This is a genomic window from Aureispira anguillae, from assembly GCF_026000115.1.
Taxonomy (GTDB): domain Bacteria; phylum Bacteroidota; class Bacteroidia; order Chitinophagales; family Saprospiraceae; genus Aureispira; species Aureispira anguillae.
The window spans coordinates 706070-725570 of record NZ_AP026867.1; the positions used below are offsets into that span (position 1 = coordinate 706070).

15 protein-coding genes are annotated in these 19501 nt (G+C 37.4%); 13 read left to right on the forward strand and 2 right to left on the reverse strand.

From position 1 onward, the window contains the following. Positions 1-163: 163 nt before the first annotated feature. Positions 164-6346 (forward strand): T9SS type B sorting domain-containing protein, encoded by a 6183-nt coding sequence (locus AsAng_RS02535; RefSeq protein WP_264791206.1) that lies wholly within the window; start codon positions 164-166, stop codon positions 6344-6346. A gap of 106 nt (positions 6347-6452) precedes the next feature. Here AsAng_RS02535 and AsAng_RS02540 read toward each other — a convergent pair whose 3' ends face one another. Next, positions 6453-7298, reverse strand: coding sequence for a peroxiredoxin family protein (locus AsAng_RS02540; protein ID WP_264791207.1), 846 nt, complete (start codon positions 7296-7298; stop codon positions 6453-6455). Positions 7299-7528: 230 nt separating this feature from the next. On the opposite strand from AsAng_RS02540, the gene AsAng_RS02545 reads away from it, so the two are divergent. The 6 genes from AsAng_RS02545 (at position 7529) to AsAng_RS02570 (ending at position 12513) form a co-directional block, all read left to right on the forward strand. After that, the gene (locus tag AsAng_RS02545) at positions 7529-8068 is read left to right on the forward strand and encodes an RNA polymerase sigma factor (RefSeq protein ID WP_264791208.1); all 540 of its coding nucleotides are present in this window, start codon (positions 7529-7531) and stop codon (positions 8066-8068) included. A 142-nt stretch (positions 8069-8210) separates the two neighbouring features. Further along, positions 8211-9518: a DUF6265 family protein gene (locus AsAng_RS02550; RefSeq protein ID WP_264791209.1), complete on the forward strand. Its 1308-nt coding sequence runs from the start codon at positions 8211-8213 to the stop codon at positions 9516-9518. Positions 9519-9546: 28 nt separating this feature from the next. Next, positions 9547-10119, forward strand: a complete 573-nt coding sequence (locus tag AsAng_RS02555; RefSeq protein ID WP_264791210.1) for a sigma-70 family RNA polymerase sigma factor — start codon at positions 9547-9549, stop codon at positions 10117-10119. Between the two features lie 49 nt (positions 10120-10168). After that, positions 10169-11059: a sterol desaturase family protein gene (locus AsAng_RS02560; RefSeq protein ID WP_264791211.1), complete on the forward strand. Its 891-nt coding sequence runs from the start codon at positions 10169-10171 to the stop codon at positions 11057-11059. Between the two features lie 318 nt (positions 11060-11377). Next, positions 11378-11713, forward strand: coding sequence for a hypothetical protein (locus tag AsAng_RS02565; protein WP_264791212.1), 336 nt, complete (start codon positions 11378-11380; stop codon positions 11711-11713). A 215-nt stretch (positions 11714-11928) separates the two neighbouring features. Beyond that, positions 11929-12513 (forward strand): Crp/Fnr family transcriptional regulator, encoded by a 585-nt coding sequence (locus tag AsAng_RS02570; protein WP_264791213.1) that lies wholly within the window; start codon positions 11929-11931, stop codon positions 12511-12513. Here the strand turns inward: AsAng_RS02570 and AsAng_RS02575 are convergent. Continuing rightward, the gene (locus tag AsAng_RS02575; protein WP_264791214.1) at positions 12506-13192 is read right to left on the reverse strand and encodes a DUF4386 domain-containing protein; all 687 of its coding nucleotides are present in this window, start codon (positions 13190-13192) and stop codon (positions 12506-12508) included. The two genes, AsAng_RS02570 and AsAng_RS02575, sit on opposite strands and share 8 nt — an antisense overlap. 264 nt (positions 13193-13456) lie before the next feature. On the opposite strand from AsAng_RS02575, the gene AsAng_RS02580 reads away from it, so the two are divergent. The 6 genes from AsAng_RS02580 to AsAng_RS02605 all read left to right on the forward strand — a co-directional run bounded on the left by AsAng_RS02580 (position 13457) and on the right by AsAng_RS02605 (position 19490). Next, a complete protein-coding gene (locus AsAng_RS02580; protein WP_264791215.1) occupies positions 13457-14038 on the forward strand; it encodes an RNA polymerase sigma factor in 582 nt (193 codons plus the stop codon). Positions 14039-14167: 129 nt separating this feature from the next. Beyond that, a complete protein-coding gene (locus AsAng_RS02585) occupies positions 14168-15163 on the forward strand; it encodes a FecR family protein (protein WP_264791216.1) in 996 nt (331 codons plus the stop codon). Positions 15164-15189: 26 nt separating this feature from the next. After that, on the forward strand, positions 15190-17049 hold the full coding sequence (locus AsAng_RS02590) for a hypothetical protein (RefSeq protein ID WP_264791217.1): 1860 nt from the start codon (positions 15190-15192) through the stop codon (positions 17047-17049). 501 nt (positions 17050-17550) lie between these two features. Further along, positions 17551-17982, forward strand: coding sequence for a DUF2141 domain-containing protein (locus AsAng_RS02595; protein WP_264791218.1), 432 nt, complete (start codon positions 17551-17553; stop codon positions 17980-17982). A gap of 57 nt (positions 17983-18039) precedes the next feature. Further along, positions 18040-18672: a hypothetical protein gene (locus AsAng_RS02600; protein ID WP_264791220.1), complete on the forward strand. Its 633-nt coding sequence runs from the start codon at positions 18040-18042 to the stop codon at positions 18670-18672. Positions 18673-18788: 116 nt separating this feature from the next. Next, on the forward strand, positions 18789-19490 hold the full coding sequence (locus tag AsAng_RS02605; protein ID WP_264791221.1) for a head GIN domain-containing protein: 702 nt from the start codon (positions 18789-18791) through the stop codon (positions 19488-19490). The last annotated feature ends 11 nt before the right edge of the window (positions 19491-19501 follow it).

The window sequence follows — 19501 nt, forward strand, 5'->3', positions numbered from 1 at the left end:
TTTGCTTTTTTACAAAAAAAAGCAAAAAAACATCTTGCATTCGATTGATTATCAAATAATTAATATTTTGAGTAGTAAAAATGCATCATTTTGATAATCAATTGAATACGATTTTGCAACGGAGTAATGTCAAAAATCAACCTATTTTATTGCTAAAATAATTATGATGAAATTTTTCATTCAATGTTGCTTGGTCTTAGTGGTAACCTTTTTGTGGTCTACAAAAACTAAGGGGCAAGCTACACTTACAGTAGATACTATTATCCATGCTACCTGCAATGCTTCAGCCGATGGAGCCATTTTAATTAGTGTTGCAGGAACGCCACCTTTTACTTATGCTTGGAGCAATGGAGCTACAACCCAAGATTTAACAGGGCTCTTTTCTGGGTCTTTTGTGGTAACCGTAACAGACGGGCTCAGTGGGGTAACTGTGTCTAATGTTTTAACGATTAATGCCCCACCTGTTATTAATGTAATAACAGACACCATTATTAATATTGAGTGTGAAGGGGACATGAATGGAGCGGTTAATCTGACCGTTACAGGGGGAGTACCTGGTTATACTTATATTTGGGATAATGGAGCCACAACCCAAGATGTAACAGGGTTAGGAGCAGGAGCGATTAACTTAACGGTGACAGATGCTAATGGCTGTACAGCCTCTTCTAAATCTATTTTATTAGATTCTGTTCCCGCTATTACATTAGATTTGGATACCCTACAAAATATTAGTTGTAATGGAGCAAACGATGCTTATATCAACACGACAGCAGGGGGCGGTGTTGGAAACTTTACATATTTATGGAATACAGGACAAACAGTCGATGATATTTCTGGTTTAGCGGCAGGCTTGTATACCATCACAGCGACAGACTCTAATGGTTGTACGGCAATATCGGGACCGCATACGGTAACTCAACCTGGTGTATTAACCGCAACCTTAGATTCTATTACTCATATATTGTGCAATGGGGATAGTACAGGAGCGGTTCATATTTCTATAACAGGGGGAACCACCCCATATACCTATGCTTGGAGTAATGGGGGCACAACAGAAGATCTTACGGGATTGAATGGAGGTACCTATTTTGTAACGGTGACCGATCTCAACAATTGCCAAGTTGTATCAGGACCACATGTCGTGAATGAACCAACAGCTATTGTTGTAGATGTAGATACTATTATTCATCAACAATGTGCCAATATGCCTACGGGGGCAGTTAATTTGACGGTATCGGGAGGCGTACCTGCTTATACCTATCTCTGGGATAATGGGGCGACGACCCAAGATGTATCAGGCTTGTATGCAGGAGCCAACAATGTAACGGTAACGGATGCCAATGGCTGTACCGCTTCTGCTAAATCTATTTCATTAGATTCTATTAGCCCTATTGTTGTTGCTTTAGATTCTATCTTAGAGGTAACCTGTAATGGAGCAAATGATGGAGCCGTTTTTATTGCCGTAACAGGGGGCACTGGCGGAACTTATACTTATAATTGGTCGAATGGGGCAACTACACAAGATATTACAGGTCTTGGTGGAGGGGCTTATTCTGTTACGATTACAGATTCTAATAGCTGTGTCATGTTATCAGGACCACATATAGTGAATGAGCCAACTGCTTTAGTCGTTGCATTTGATTCTATACATCATGTTGACTGTAATGGGAATGCAAATGGAGCGGTGTTTATAACAACAACAGGAGGAACAACAAATTATACCTTTAATTGGTCGAATGGAGCAACAACAGAGGACATAACGGGGCTAAATGGTGGTGCTTATACCGTAACGGTAACGGATGCCAATGGTTGTATCGATAGCACTGGTCCACATACGGTCAATGAACCAGTTGTTTTAGCGTTAAGTCTTGACTCGATTCATCATGTGGATTGTAATGGCAATGCAAATGGAGCCGTATTTATAACAACAACAGGAGGGACGACTAATTATAGCTTTGCTTGGGATAATGGAGCGACAACAGAGGACATAACGGGGTTAAATGGTGGCACTTATACTGTAACGGTAACGGATGCCAATGGTTGTACGATTACCGATACCGCCTATGTGGTCAATGAGCCAGCAGTATTGGTCAGTACCTTAGATTCTATTGTGCATGTGAGTTGTAATGGTTTTGGAGATGGAGGAGTCTTTATAACAACAACAGGAGGAACAGCCAATTATACCTTTAATTGGTCCAATGGAGTGACAACGGAGAATAATACAGGGTTGAGTGGTGGCGCTTATACTTTAACGGTAACGGATGCCAATGGCTGTACGACAACTTCAGGACCACATACGGTCAATGAACCAGCAGGAATGACAATTTCTTTAGATAGCATCAACCATGTAACTTGTAATGGAGCAGCAGACGGAGGCGTTTTTGTTAGTGTAACAGGTGGTGCACCTGCTTATAGTTTTGCTTGGGATAATGGAGCGACAACAGAAGACAATACAGGATTGAGTGGGGGGACTTATACGTTGACAGTAACGGATGCCAATGGTTGTACTATTAGTTCAGGACCGCATACGGTAAATGAAGACGCTTTATTGGTGATTGGATTGGACAGCATCAATCATGTGACTTGTAATGGAGCTGCAGATGGAGCAATTGGAATTACGGTAACAGGAGGTGTTGCAGGATATAGCTATTTGTGGTCAACAGGAGCCACGACACAAGATCTAACAGGATTGAGTGGAGCAGCCTACACGGTGACGGCAACCGATGCGAATGGTTGTACAGCAACCGATACAGCTTATGTGGTGAATGAACCAGCCGTTTTAGTAGCAACCTTAGACTCTATACAGCATGTGGATTGTAATGGCAATGCGAATGGAGCGGTGTTTATAACAACAACAGGAGGAACAACCAATTATACCTTTAATTGGTCCAATGGAGCAACAACAGAAGATATTAGTGGTTTGGCTGGCGGTGCTTATACTGTAACAGTAACCGACGCAAATGGCTGTGTGGATAGCACAGGACCCCATCTTGTCAACGAGCCAACGGCAATAAACATTACATTAGATAGCATTAACCATGTGACTTGTAATGGTGCAGCAGATGGAGGCGTTTTTGTGACCGTTACAGGTGGGACAGGAGCCTATAGTTTTGCTTGGGATAATGGAGCGACAACAGAAGACAATACAGGATTGAGTGGTGGTACTTATGCGTTGACGGTAACGGATGCGAATGGTTGTACTATTAGTTCAGGACTTCATACGGTAAATGAAGACGCTTTATTGGTGATTGGATTGGACAGCATCAATCATGTGACTTGTAATGGAGCCGCAGATGGAGCAATTGGAATTACGGTAACAGGAGGTGTTGCAGGATATAGCTATTTGTGGTCAACAGGAGCCACGACACAAGATCTAACAGGATTGAGTGGAGCAGCCTACACGGTGACGGCAACCGATGCAAATGGTTGTACAGCAACCGATACAGCTTATGTGGTGAATGAACCAGCCGTTTTAGTAGCAACCTTAGACTCTATACAACATGTGGATTGTAATGGGGGCAATGATGGAGCTGTCTTTATTTCGATAGGAGGAGGAACGATTCCATTTAGCTATAATTGGGATAATGGAGCGACTACGCAGGATATAACGGGCTTAATAGCAGGTACGTATACGGTAACGGTAACGGATTCTAATGGTTGTACAGTGACTTCAGGTGCTCATCTTGTCAACGAGCCAACGGCAATAAACATTACATTAGATAGCATTAACCATGTGACTTGTAATGGTGCCGCAGATGGAGGCGTTTTTGTGACCGTTACAGGTGGGACAGGAGCCTATAATTTTGCTTGGGATAATGGAGCGACAACAGAAGACAATACAGGATTGAGCGGTGGTACTTATGCGTTGACGGTAACGGATGCGAATGGTTGTACCATTAGTTCGGGACCACATACGGTAAATGAAGATGCTTTATTGGTGATTGGATTGGACAGCATCAATCATGTGACTTGTAATGGCGCCGCAGATGGAGCAATTGGAATTACGGTAACAGGAGGTGTTGCAGGATATAGCTATTTGTGGTCAACAGGAGCCACGACGCAAGACCTAACAGGATTGAGTGGAGCAGCCTACACGGTGACGGCAACCGATGCAAATGGTTGTACAGCAACCGATACAGCTTATGTGGTGAATGAACCAGCCGTTTTAGTAGCAACCTTAGACTCTATACAACATGTGGATTGTAATGGGGGCAATGATGGAGCTGTCTTTATTTCGATAGGAGGAGGAACGATTCCATTTAGCTATAATTGGGATAATGGAGCGACTACGCAGGATATAACGGGCTTAATAGCAGGTACGTATACGGTAACGGTAACGGATTCTAATGGTTGTACAGTGACTTCAGGCGCTCATCTTGTCAACGAGCCAACGGCAATAAACATTACATTAGATAGTATTCACCATGTGACGTGTAATGGTGCCGCAGATGGAGGCGTTTTTGTGACCGTTACAGGTGGGACAGGAGCGTATGGTTTTGCTTGGGATAATGGAGCAACAACAGAAGACAATACAGGATTGAGTGGTGGTACTTATGCGTTGACGGTAACGGATGCGAATGGTTGTACAGCAACTTTTGGTCCTAGCACAATCACAGAACCAGTTGTATTAGCAGTTGTAGTTGACACCTTTAAAAATGAGAGCTGTTTTGGTATTGTAGATGGATTTATTAGTACTTCTGCTACAGGAGGAACGGCACCATTTAGCTTTAGTTGGAGTAATGGCGCAACGGTAGATGATATAACAGGTCTAATTGCTGGAACCTATACCGTAACCATTACAGATTCTAACAGTTGTACCGCTATTGATTCGGTAACAATTAATGATATTCCTACAATTACCGTGACATTAAATACCATAGATTCTGTTTCTTGTAATGGTTTAAGCGATGGAGCTATTGACATTAGTACAACAATGGGAGCGCCAGGGTATACTTGGAATTGGAGCAATGGAGCAACAACCGAAGATTTGAGTGGGCTTGTTGCGAACAGTTATCAGGTAACCGTAACCGATGCTTTAGGTTGTACGGTGACGGCAGGAACTTATGATGTTGCTGAACCCAATGTATTGGCCATTACATTAGATAATATTGACAGTGTAAGTTGTAATGGTGCCGCAGATGGAGCCGTTAACATAACAACTACAGGAGGTACTTTGGGCTATAGTTTTGTATGGTCAGGAGGGCAGCAAACAGAAGATATTGCCAACCTGAGTGGAAGTACAAATACGGTAACGGTAACGGATGCCAATGGTTGTACAGCTACTTCTGGACCGCATGTTGTTAATGAAGCAGCATTGCTTGTGATTACGTTGGATAATATAGATTCTGTGTCGTGTAATGGTGCCTCAGATGGAGGAGTTGCTATTTCTGTAACAGGAGGTGTACCTAGCTATTCTTATAACTGGAATAATGGAGGGGGAAGCAATCAAGACCTTACCAATGTAGGAGGAAATAGTTATACGGTAACGGTAACGGATGCCGCTGGATGTACAGTTACATCAGGACCACATGTAGTCGATGAGCCAGCACCTTTATCGTTGACAATTGTACCAACAGTACCCTTAGAAGGTTGTTTGGGACAAGCAATTGGTGTGCTAGATGCTACCGCAACGGGTGGTGTAGCAGCTTATACCTATGCTTGGTCAAATGCAGGAACTACTGCTTCTAATACCAACTTAAACGCAGGCGTTTATAGTTTGACGGTAACGGATGCCAATGGTTGTACGATAACAGACATAGATTCAATTCAAGAACCTGTTCGTCCAACAGTAGCTCCATTTGTAGGGCAAGCTCCTATTACTGATACGACGATCAATTGGGGAGCAGTTATTAATATCGATGCAGGAAACGATCAGACTGCTAATGGGGTTACTTATGGCTGGACAGAAACAACTAGTTTGGGCAATGTTAATTTTGCCAACGCTGGACTTCCTGCTACCGATGTAACTCCAGAGCCAACAACTTCTGGAACGTACAACTTATTGGTAACGGCAACTTCTGCGGATGGTTGTGTGGATACAGGATCTGTTCGAATAACTGTTAATATCAACGATTTGATAGGGATGCCTACGGCCTTTACGCCAAATGGAGATAATTTTAACGACTATTTCCGTCCAACTAGTTTAGACAAACAATTTATTTTAGAATTTAAGATTTATAACCGTTGGGGGCAGATTGTATTTGATGGCGTAGATACCGATACCCAATGGGATGGAACGTTTAATGGGGTAGAACAACCTACAGAGGTTTATATCTATGTTTTACGTTATCAGGTTCCTGGTCAGGAAGAACGAATGTTGAGAGGTGAAATGACCTTAATACGATAATAATTTAAGAAGCACTGGTTGCAAAGTAAGTGTATATTTATTATTAGATAGGGGGGCTGCTCGTTGGAGTAGCCCCTTTTATTTTTAAGAATAGAATAATAATACCTTACGTAAGGTTGGCTAATAGGTCTAAATATAGACTGGGCTCAGGTCTTAATCTATAATTATCCGTTAAATCTACGAAGCGAATAATTCCTTGAGCGTCTAGGAGAATCAGTGTTGGTAAAACATTGTCCGATTGGAAGCCTAATACTTCCATTCCTGTAGGCGTTCCATTCTGATGAAATAAGTTAAGTTGTGTTGCTGCTTTTAAGTCTTGATCCCTTAAGAATACAGCGGGAATGTCAAATTTTTGAGCGAGGTATTTAGTGTGTTTAGGGGATTGTGGGCTGATGAAAACTAAGGCGGCTCCCTTCGCTTGGATTTGCTGGTATTCTTGGGCTAATTCTTTGATCTGAGCCATACAAAATGGGCACCAATTGCCACGATAAAATAGAAGAATGGCGGGAGCTCCCAAAAAAGAATCAATGGAAACTTCGTTGCCTTCAAGGTTTGTTAATGTAATGTTAGGCATTGGCATACCTACTTGTAGTAATTTTTTATCACGACCAGAAAAATCAGTTGCCCAGTAAGTGTATAAAAACCAACCTGCTAACATGAATAGATTTAGGGCTAAAGGAAGGTAGTTGCTAGTTGCATCAAAAGTAGCATAAATAACTAGGAGAGTTCCTAGTAGGAGCGGCAACCAAGTTGCCCACATATTTTTGCTTGTTCTAGGCGTTGTTATCAAATAGATTCCACCAAAATAAATGCTTCCTACACCAAAACTTAGCAGATTGCCTAACCAAGCCCAAGAATAGGGAGCCAGCGCTAGTGAATAGGCTGAAAAGAACGTACCAAAAACAATAAAAACAACCAAACTACTAATAAAAATCCCTTTCAGTCGATCCATAAATTGCCAAATTACAAGGTGATAACCAATGATTAAATTATAAAATTACATTATCGAACTGTAAAGTACACCAAAAAAGTAGTATTTTGCATCTTACTGATTGAATAGACAATAAAATGGGCAATTTTAAAATGATACAATTCATTTGTCTAAGAATAACTCTCAAGTATTAGTTGATAACCACCACTAATTTTGTTTTGAACTAATAACATCATTTAAAACGAAATCATTTGACTGAGCAAGAACTCATAGAACGATGTAAGCGGAACGATAGACTTGCACAAAAAGCTTTATATCAGCGATTCTCTTCCAAAATGTTTGGGGTCTGTAGACGTTATGTTAAGACGACCGAAAATACAGAAGAGGTGCTCATGCTAGCTTTTTGCAAAGTATTCAAGAAAATAGATACCTTTTCTGGAAATGGAAGCTTTGAAGGCTGGGTTCGGCGAATAATGGTGAATGAGTCATTGATGTTTTTACGAAAAAACTATCGGTTTAGTGAACATGCCGATATTAGTGAATTGCCAGTTCGGGCGGTTGAGGTGAGCGTAGAAGATGATTTGGCAGCGCAAGATATTCTAAAATTATTGGAGCAGTTGCCGACAGGGTATAGAACTATATTTAATTTGTATGTAATAGAGGGCTATAAACACAGAGAGATTGCCGAGCAACTTGGAATTAGTATCAATACTTCTAAGTCACAGTTAATCTTGGCAAAGAAAAAATTGCAGCAAATGATTAGAAAATCGGAACAGTTGGGCAGCAATTAGACGGAGCAAAAGAATAGAAAATATTAAATTTTTATTAAAAATAGGGTTATAAAGAAACATATTATTAAGAATTGAGGTTGCATAGATATAGAACCAATAAATACTTAATTATACAAAATAAACCGAAGACAATTATTTAATTATGAGCAGAGATGATTACATTTCTAAACTGTTTATAAAAAACCAGCATAAGCTAGAGCAAGCACCTTCTGATGACTTATGGTCAAAATTAGAATTGCAGTTGGAGCAGGAATTACCTGTAACAACGCAAGCTGCTCCGCCTAAAATTTTTAGGCTTTCTAGGTATTTTGCTGCTGCTTCTGTATTGGTTGCTGTTGTAGGCTCAATCTATCTATTTAAAATGGTAGAAAATGCTACTCAAAATCAACACCAACTCACAGAACCACTTGCTATCTCTACAGAACCTCCTGTAAGTGATGCAGAGCCTTATGAGGATTATGACATTTTACCAACGGAGGCCGTAGAGGATAAGGAAAAAGAAGAAATTCGTGTGCAAGAAGAAAAAATCGTGGAAGCAGTTAACGAAAAAGTGCAGCAAACTCAAAATTCTACCCTTAGTCATCGCTCTGCTCCATCCAAAATAGAATTGGGCGATATTGAAATCGTTGGAGAAAAAGAGGCCGAAGATATTATTTTGATAGAACCAGAGGTAACACCTAAAGCAGCGACTATGATGAGTAGTGATAAGATTCATGGTGCTGCTTCGGGAGTAAATGCCAACGCAGATTTGTATTTAAATAGTTTGCCAATAGCTGAAGAAGCAGAGCAAAATTTAAATTACAATAGAAGTTATGTACCTCAAATAGCCAATACCATTGATAATAATCCAGCAGTAGAGCAGGTGCTAAATCAATCTAAAGTAAAAAAGAAACCCAAGGCTACTTCTAAAAAAACTAGGGCTAGAGGTAAACGGCGTGAAATTGTAAACAAAAACAAAGCAAATAAGAAAATTAAATCGCCAATGGCTGCTGCTCATCCTAGTTTGTACCCCTTTGGTTTTCTGTTGGGAAAATGGGGCGATGAGCATGAGCTAGAAGGAAAATCTTATGAGGTTTGGACCTTAAAGAATGCAACTACTTTGGTGGGCAGAGGATATAAATTATCTAATGATGCAGAGCGTATTTTTGAAGAGGTTATGCGCATTGAATTTCGCAACAATCAAACCTTTTTGGTGATGAGCTTAGATGAGGATAAGAGCACGGTTGATTACATGTTGGTTAGTTTTGATAACGAACGCTTTGAATTTGAACAAAGTGAATCTAGAAACTATCCGAATCGGGTGATTATCCAGCAGAGTGGTTTGGATGGCTATACCGTTGTTATTCTCAATAATTACGATTTTTTGACTGCCGACCAACAGCGTTATTTGGAAAATAGAAATCGAGTTTCGAATAAACAATCGATTCGTACGATGCGTTATGCAGACTAGGAGTTTATTGTCATAATCAGAAAGCAAGATGAGATTTGAGCAAATTTGGGAACAGTACCATCAATTATTACTTAATTTTATAAAAACTAAGGTCAATAGTGATGCGCTAGCAGAAGACCTTTTGCAGGAAGTTGCCATCAAGCTGCATCGTAGTTTAAATCGAGAAACAACCATAAAAAATTACAAAACTTGGCTTTTTCAAGTAAGCAGAAATTCTATTGCTGATTATTATAGAAAGCACAAAAAAGCAACCGAACTTCCTGCTATGAATACGATAGAGGAAGAAGCAAGTGCCTGTATTTGTGATTTGTCAGGTTTTGTAATTCAACATTACTTGCCTAAAGAATATGCAGAACCACTTTATTTAAGTGATATTGAACAAAAACCTCAAAAAGAAATTGCTCAATTTTTAAATTTAAGCCTAACCGCTACAAAATCAAGAATTCAGAGAGGGCGAAAAAAATTAAAAAGCTTAGTAGAAGATTGTATAACAATTTTCTATAATGATCGAGGGGAGATCACAGATTATCATCTGAAAAAGAATTGTGAATTGCCACCCGAATTATTGCTGGAAATAAAAAAAATAAATTTAGTCCTCTAAAGCTGCATCTTTTCGTTTCGTTATTACGACTACAAAGTAAACTGAAATAATGAAACAATCTAATACCTTACCATTTGTAGTCGTTCCATGCTTATTAATCCTATTGTCAATAATCGCTTATTGCTCGATACTCAATCGTTGGAATTTTGAACGGTCGGCTTATTTAATATTTGTTTTCACAACAATTTATATCTTATTGTTTGAACGAATTATACCATTAAAACAAACTTGGAGAGCGAAAAAGCAAGATTTAGGAATCGATTTTAAACACCTCCTATTTTCTGCGATCTTATTTGATGCTTTGGGCAAAGCCATGGCTTTATCCCTAGTTCTGTATTTACAACCTTTTTTGAGTATAACAGAACACCTATGGGATGGATTACCTTTTCTATTTACCTTTGTGATCGCCAATTTAATTGGAGAATTTTTGCCTTATTGGTATCATAGAGTTAGCCATGTTGGGAATGCCGATTCGTGGCTAAGTTCATTTTTATGGAAGATACATGCCATCCACCATTTGCCCAAGCTCTTAAATTGGTTCAAGACCAGTTGGATTCATCCCATTAATATTCTTTTGAATACCTTCCTTAAAATGTTTCCGCTTTTAATCTTGGGATTTAGCCAAGAAATTATCTTTTTAGTAGGAGTCCTTCATGTGGTTGTGGCTTATCTTTCTCATGCCAATATACAAACCAAGACGGGCTTTTTAGATTATTTGATTGTTACCCCTCAAATCCATCATTTTCACCACAGCAAGGATTTAGAAGAAGCTCAAAATTTTGGAAATATACTGCCCTTTTGGGATTTAATCTTTGGAACGTATTACAACCGAAAAGGAGCCGTGGAAGAAGTTGGAGTGGTAGAAAGTGATTTAGAATATCCTCAACAGGAAAGTTACTTACCACAATTGACCTTTCCTTTTAAAGAAAAAGATAGATAAATGAAAGCGATCTGAAAGAGGATAATTGCCCAAAGAAGAAACTATTTATAGTAAAATAAATGTTTGTATTATAGGGGAAGCCCTTATCTTATAAATATTCTTGGTTTTTTGGCAAATCGTGCGGTAAACACTAATGTGGTTTTAGAAGAAAGTTATAAGCCGTAAGTCGTATGTCCTGTATTCACAGGAACTAAGCATACGACTTACGACCTATAACTTATAAAAAAGAAGTAATAAGCAGGCAAGGTAGTACAATTTGTCAAAGAACCATATTCTTTATTTCCTATACAGGGAGAAATAAGTTTCAATTTTGCATAAATGAAGTACTCCATCTTAGATCATGTAACCGATAAGAAGACCAATGGTGAAGCAAAAAAAGCGGCTTTATACCTTTTGTTAATTGTTGAAGCCGTTTTTACACTTTTTACTGCCCTAAATCTTATTTTAGGGGTTTATGGATTTGATCTTTTTGCGATATTTATACTACCTCATTTGATAACCTTGTGTCTATTTATTATTTTGTTTTTAATTTTTGAACTATCGTCTCCATCTAATAAGAAGCGTATGGGAGTAGCTTGGTTTTTATTGTATGTATATTTTGTGATTAATGTATTGATCATTTTTGCCAATATAGTGTTAATAATAGTTCAATAATTACCTGCGCTGCTACTTCATGGTTTTGATTTTGAAACAAAAAATTAAAAAAATACCATTTTATTGGGTTGATTTATAAGTGCCTGTGAAGGGAAAGTATTTGTAGGTCAATCTAATAAGGCTTTTTGCCGAACGAATGGTTAAGCCTTCTTAGTTATTTTGGCAGTTGATAGCTTGTCCCAACATTTATATAATATTGAACAAAATGTGGAATTGTGAACGATGAAATAATAGACTATTTGTCAGAACATATACTACTTACCGAAGAAGAAAAGAATATCATTCGAAATGCTATAACCATTAAAAATTTTCCTAAAGGAGCTCTTTTATTAAAAGAACAGCAAACACTGCACGCTTCATATTTTGTAGTTAAAGGATGTATTAGGCGATATTATCTTGTTGATGGAGAAGAAAAAACTACCCATTTTTATACAGAAGGGCAGTCTATTCTTACTCATTCTCAACAACAACAGGCTGTCCCGTCTACGTATTATCTGGCTTGTGTAGAACCTTCTAGCCTTGCTGTTTGTACAGGAGAAAAAGAAGCGATGCTTTTTGAAGGAAATCCAAGGTTAGAATCATTAAGCCGATTGTTGACAGAGCAGGATTTGATCCATAACGAAGAAACTTTTGCTACTTTTGTTCGTTCTTCTCCCACAGAGCGATATATCAATTTACTTAAAAATAGACCAGAACTGTTGGACCGAGTACCTCAGTATCAATTGGCTAGTTATCTTGGGGTAAAACCAGAGACTTTGAGCCGAATAAAAAAACGAATAGCGCAAAGAGGGATTAAGTAGTAGTTGTTCGAACACCTTTGATTAAAAGCCATAAACAAATTGAAAATTCTCCAATGATGGTTGGAAAAGTCACTAGGTCGGAGAGTTCTTGGGTATAACTGGGAAGTAGAAAAAACAAAAAGAAGTCGATCAAAAAAGAAACGCAAGAAATCATCAAAAAGGTGCCAATTATTTTAGGAATTAAATTGGAATGGTAAACTAAATAACCCAATGGAAATAACCACAAGCCAAAAAAGATTTGTGCAATGCGATAGCCGTGTTTGTGCATATCGAGAAAAAAGGAAACCAAGCCATTAATTTGCGCAGTGTTAAAAGCTCCTAACGGGTTGTGATCTCTTAAAATTAGCAGTACAGCAAAGTGATTTAACATATTGATGCACATAATTGAAACCCCAATCATAGAACAAAGAACCATTAAAATGGCCTGCTCTTTATGGACAAACTTAAGTAGCTGATAAAGGACTAGCGGCAAGAAAAAATAAGCAATTAGCATCATTAAATCGCTCATAAAACCAAGCCTAAAGAGCTGTTGATTGGTAAGAATGTTTTGAACAGTTCCATTGGGATCATGAGGAATAAAAAGCTTGGAACGAACGACTAACTGTGCAAATATACCAAAAATGATAACCAGTAAATATAAGAAGCCAGCCAATCTTGCTGTTTTAGAATTTGAGTTCATAAAAAATATTTAATTCGTTAATAATCTCCCACAAAGGTATTTGAACTAAAAATCAGATTCATTGACTATAATCAATAAATCAAATACCTCTAAAAATCGAACAAGACGGGCTAAATCGAGAAGCACAAGCTTTAGACCTTATCTATTTATATAAAAGGTCTTGACACTTTTTGCTGCAAGAAATATTATGTAACTTTGTTTGGCGTCGGTATCCGCATACACTACACTTCGATAAAGCTGGCGTATAAACAATGAGAGTATTTAATGCTAGAGGATAAAAACAACGATTTACTAAAACGATTGAGATTGGACGATCAAGCTGCTTTGAAAGTGATTTTTCAAGAACACTACCCTACAGTTTATCGGGCTATCTATCGTATTGTATCAGATCAAGGAATTGCAGAAGATTTAGCACAAGATGTTTTTATGCGTTTCTGGGAAAAACGGCATAAGATTAATATTCAAGGAGCGATAGGCGCTTATATACGCCGTATGGCAGTTAATGAGGCTTTGGGCTATATTCGCAAGCATAAAAAATATACCATAGAAGAAATGGCAGACCATCATAGTTCTGCTACCACTAGTGGAGAAGATATGTATATGGATAATGAGCTACAAGCGCAAGTTAATAAAGCCATCGATACACTTCCTCCGAAATGCAAAACGGTTTTTATGTTAAGTCGTTTTGAAGAACTTTCTTATAAAGAAATTAGCCAAAAATTGGACATCTCTCCCAAAACGGTTGAGAACCAAATTTCAAAGGCCCTCAAAACACTTAGAACAGCCCTCAAAACATATTTAAGCAGCATTGTATATATTCTTTCGTTTTTTTTGTTTTATAATTAATTGTTAATTTGTTGATTTTTAGCTATTTGTGAGGAAGGTTTTATTTTTTGTAAAAAATAAATAAAAAATGAATAGGGGGAAGGCGCAAAAAATGCATCATTATTAATAGAAAGCATCAATATCATAGATATGAGTAATGACAAATATTTTAATCTTCTTAGTAAGGTTTTATTGGGGAATGCTTCTTCTGAAGAAGAGAAAGTATTAGAACAGTGGACAAAAGAAGATCATGAAAATCAAGCTTTCGTTGAGGAAACCACAAAAGTGTGGAACTTGTCTGAAAATTATGCCGAAAATTTGCCAGTTGATACGGATTTAGCTTGGAGCAAGTTTGAAACAAAATTTAATCAAAAATATCCTGAACAAAAAACGGTCATACGATCCTTACTAACTTGGAAAGTTGCTGCTGCCGTTATTGGATTGATTGCTTTAAGTTTTTGGTGGATTTATCAGAAGGATTCAATGGTGCTTGCTCCTATGGCACAAATAGAAACAGGCAAGAAGGAGCAAAAAGAAATTACGTTACCAGATGGATCTGTTGTGATGCTTAATGAGGGGTCTAGCCTTTCTTATAAAAAAAGCTTTACAACTAGAAGTGTTCACTTAAAAGGAGAAGCCTTTTTTGAAGTCACCAAACAAGCTGGTGAACCGTTTGAAATTATTACAACTACTACCAAAACAACAGTTTTAGGTACCTCTTTTAATGTTCGTGCTTACGAAAATAAAGATGTAGAGGTAGCTGTATTAACGGGAAAAGTAGCAGTAGAAGGACGCAAAGGAAGAAAAGAGAAGGTGCTTTTATTACCGAATGAAGCAGCAGTGTATAAGATAGAAGAGAACACGATAGAGAAGGAAACACAGGTTGGAGTCAACTCAATTGCATGGAAAACGCAAGAATTGGTGTTTAAAAATACAGAATTGAGTGAAGTAATTAAAACCTTAGAGCAGTATTTTGAGGTAGAAATTACTGGCGATCGAAAAATATTAAATTGCCATTATACGGGAACGTTTAGAAATTCAAATCTAGATGAAATATTTAATACCATTGCCTTTACGTTTCCGACAGATTTGAAAATAAAAAAAGTTAATAAAAAATATATCCTTATTGGTCAAGGATGTGAATAATCGTTGCATTTAAATTGATTTTTCACATGATTAGTAAGAAAAACATAGTGACAGTATTCTTACTGTTATCTTTTTTGGGATTGTATGCACAGGAACCCTCTGATGCACAGAGGGTTAATGTGCATTTTTCAGAACTCGCATTAGGAGATGTATTAGAACAAATTAGTGCAACCTATAACGTGCGATTTTCGTATGGTAATGACCATCTCAAACTTCAAAAAAAAATATCTTTCCATAGTGAAGGAAAAACATTAAGGGCTACACTGGAACAATTGTTTGACGATAATAACATTATATATGCTAAGATTGGATCTCAATTGGTACTCAAACCAGGTACTCTTAAGGATAAAAAACGTAAAGAACGCCAAAAACGAAAACGAGAACGGGAAGAAAAACGAGAAGAAAGAGATAAAGAAACCTTAGAAAGGGGAACTTTGTTTGATTTTGATATACGTTCAGAAATTATTGGCACTACTAAGGATGCTCCTCCTATAAAAACGATTGAGCGACAGTTGATACCAACTACAGAAATTGAACCCTTAGTAACCAAATATATTGGTGATGTTGACTATGAAAATACACTGGAATCCAAAGAAACAAATAGAGTTTCAGCAGGAAAATACAAAACGATAAAGACTTCTGTTGGACAATTTTCTGTATTGCCGTTTTTAGCGTCTAATACTAGATATAGAAACCGATATAATGTATTTTCTTTCAACGTGCTTTGGGGAATCAATGCTGGTGTTAATGGTCTCGAAATTGGAGCAATTGGGAATACGATTAAACGGAATGTTCACGGGGTACAATTGGCTGGTTTTTTTAATAATATTGAGGGGCATGTATATGGTATCCAGTCTTCTGGAGTGCTAAATATTACCAAAGGGGATATTGTTGGTTGGCAATTGGCTGGCTTGTGGAACTTGGGAAATAATATCTATGGCACTCAAATCAGCATATTGGGTAATATAGCAAGAGATTTGTATGGAATGCAGTTTGGTGCTGTAAGCAATATCGCAACGGATGTTTATGGTTTTCAAGTATCAGGTTTGTTTAATTTTGCCAATGGAAAGCTGTTTGGTTCTCAAATAGCAGGTTTTGGTAATGTTGCTTGGGGAGGAAAAAGCGCAGTTCAGTTTGCTAACATTTTTAATATCAGTGCCAAAGCCCAGTTTCAGATCGCAGGTTTTCTAAACGCTGCGCAATTGGTCGAAGGGGCACAAATTGGAGGATTGATTAATATTGCCAAAGCAGTGAAAGGAACCCAGTTGGGGGTGATTAATACAACCAAGGATTTAGAAGGCGCACAAATTGGAATTATTAATAATGCCCAAACCGCCAACGGTTTGATGTTAGGGCTGATTAATATTGTTGATAGTATCAAAGGCGTACCAATAGGTTTAATTAATATTGTTCGCAAGAATGGGTACAATCGTATCGAAGTATTTGGAGGAGATGGAACTTATGTAAATTTTGGTGCAAAGTTTGGCTACGAGCGATATTATCACATTTTGCAGACGGGGTGGAAGGTAAGTGAGGACAATATTTATACTTGGACGATTGGGATTGGTGTTGGATCAAAATTAAGACTAAATAAAGTTTTGCATACCAATTTTGAATTGTTGACAGCTCATGTTAATGAATATGGATATTGGACCCCTGAGCTAAATATGTTGAATCAATTTAGAGTAACCCTTGATCTTAAAATTAGAGATAGAGTTAGCCTTTTTTGTGGTCCTGTATTTAATGCACTAGTATCTAGATTATACAATGAAGATAGCCAAAAATATGGCTCTAATATAATGCCCTACACGTTATTTGACCAAACCAATAGAGAGGGGACTAACCTAAAGATGTGGATAGGTTTTGCTGCTGGATTGAGGTTTTAGCCTGCTTTTACTAGAAGATATACTTTACACTTAAAAGAACACAATAAGAAACACAAAAGTAAATTCGAAAGAATTGGCTAATGGGCATGCTATGTCTTTTATTAAGCTATTGTATTTGTTCTTGATGTACTCATACCCGATAGTTTTTAAAATTTAACAGAATGGGCTGTTTCTAGCCATCTATTAGACACTAGATCGTTTCACGCTTAGAGCAAAGCGATCTAAAAATAGATAAAAGCTGCCCCAATTTTAATTTTCACAAAAACCATCGGGTAGAGAACTTGATGGGTTTACGCTAACAAAAAATCAAATTCTTTGACAACTCTATCACGACCACGTAGAACCCAGCTTGCTGGCTTACGAGCTAACCTAGCAGCGTAGCTAAGTAAATGGTGTACTTATTAATACCCAAACGGCAGCATTAAGACCATTCATTAAAATTTCTACACGATTGCTCAAAGAACGAACAATATTTAACAGAGTACAATAAAAAGTAGCGATATGAAAAAATGGACTAAACGAATAGGGGGGATTGGTCTGTTGTTGATCTTAAAAACAACATTGGTGGCACAGAATGTAAATTTTACAATTAGAGTGACAGGTTTACAGCAACCTTCAGGAAAACTTCAAATTGCTGTATACAATGACAAAAATGGATTTTTGACACCTGAGCGGGTTTACAAAAATATTGTGCTGGATGTCAATAAAAGTATCTTAAAACATACGATTGAGATACCGAAAGGAAATTATGCAGTGGCATTGTATCACGATAATAATTCTAATGGAATTTGTGACAAAAATTTATTTGGAATTCCCGTTGAACGGTATGGTTTTTCCAATAATATTCGACCAATCCTTAGTGCGCCCTCTTTTCAGAGTACGGTTATTGAGGTGAAAAAAGACTTAGAAATAGAAATTGCATTGTTGAAATAGACCCCTTATTTTGATCGACTCAATTGGCATTTTTGTCGAGTTAAAAAAGTTAAACTTATGAAACTTTTATTTGTGGTGATGTTTTTGTGTACCATCAATAAATTGCACAGTCAAGATTTAAAAGAAATCTTTTCCTCTTCTGAAATAGACATAGAATTTGTAGGGCTTGATTTTTCTCAAGTCAAAATGGTTGGTTTTGCTAGCTCCAAAACACCAAACGAAATTCAAGAATACTATTTTGATGCTTGGAATAATTTATTGATAAAAGAAACCCAGAAATACGATATTAAAAGAGCGTTTAAGAGAAGTAAAATCAGCTATGATTTGAGTATTGTACATGTGGTAAACAAGAAGCGCAGTTTTGGGAATATGTTAACTGATGTTGTTCCTCAGGCATTTTCATTGAAGGACATTCAACAGATTGTTGATGGTTATAATACCTCAGAAATGCAGGCAAAATATGGTTTGTCTTTTGTTGTTCATAGCTTTAATCGATTTGAAGAACGAGGCTATATTTATGTTGTGCTTTTTGATGTGAATTCCAAAAAAGTGCTCTTTGCAGAGCCTATGTCAGGAGCAGCAGGAGGGTTGGGGTTTCGAAATTATTGGGCAAGAACAATTTATAATGTATTAGAAGATATTAGAGATTATAAATTTAGAAGATGGCAAAAACAATTGGCTGAATACTAATCTACTTTTTAAGAGTGAATTAGGTTATAGAATTTTGTCAAAGCTAGGTCGCATATTCCCTATTTAAAACTTTTTTATAAAACAAACAAATATTTAATTATTAACCAATTACAACAATGAAAAAAATACTTTCCCTTTTTTTATTTTTAACCGTTTTTGCGTTTACCTCCTGCGAGCAAAACGGACCAATTGCTACCCAAACTTATGATTTAAACGCCTTTACAGGGGTTTCTGCACAGTCGGCAATTGATGTTAATATTATTCAAGGCAATACACAATCCGTTAAACTTACAGGTGCAGACAATTTATTGGATAAGGTTGACATCTATGTTGAGAATAGCACCTTGATTATTAAAATGAAGTTTGGTTTTTATCAAAATAATAACATTGTAGCTGATATTACGATTCCTAGTATTGATTTTGTCGAAATTTCAGGCTCTGGCAATGTTTGGTTAGATGATTTTGCTTTTACAGATGATCTTACCATGAAAATTACAGGCTCAGGAAATATTAAAACAGGAGTTTTGGATCTAAGCAACCAAACCCTTACTTGTGAAGTTACGGGATCAGGAAACATAACTACTCAAGGGCAAGCCAATGTAACCAATCTTAAGATTTCAGGATCAGGAGACTATGAAGCACATGATATGATTGCTGGATATGGTCATACTAAAATTACAGGCTCAGGTAATGCAAAAGTTAATATTACAACAGATTTGCATGTAACGATTAGCGGTAGTGGAAACATCTACTATAAAGGGCAGCCAACGATAGAGGTCAATATCACAGGAAGTGGAGAGGTAATTAATGACAATTAATGTCCAAAAAA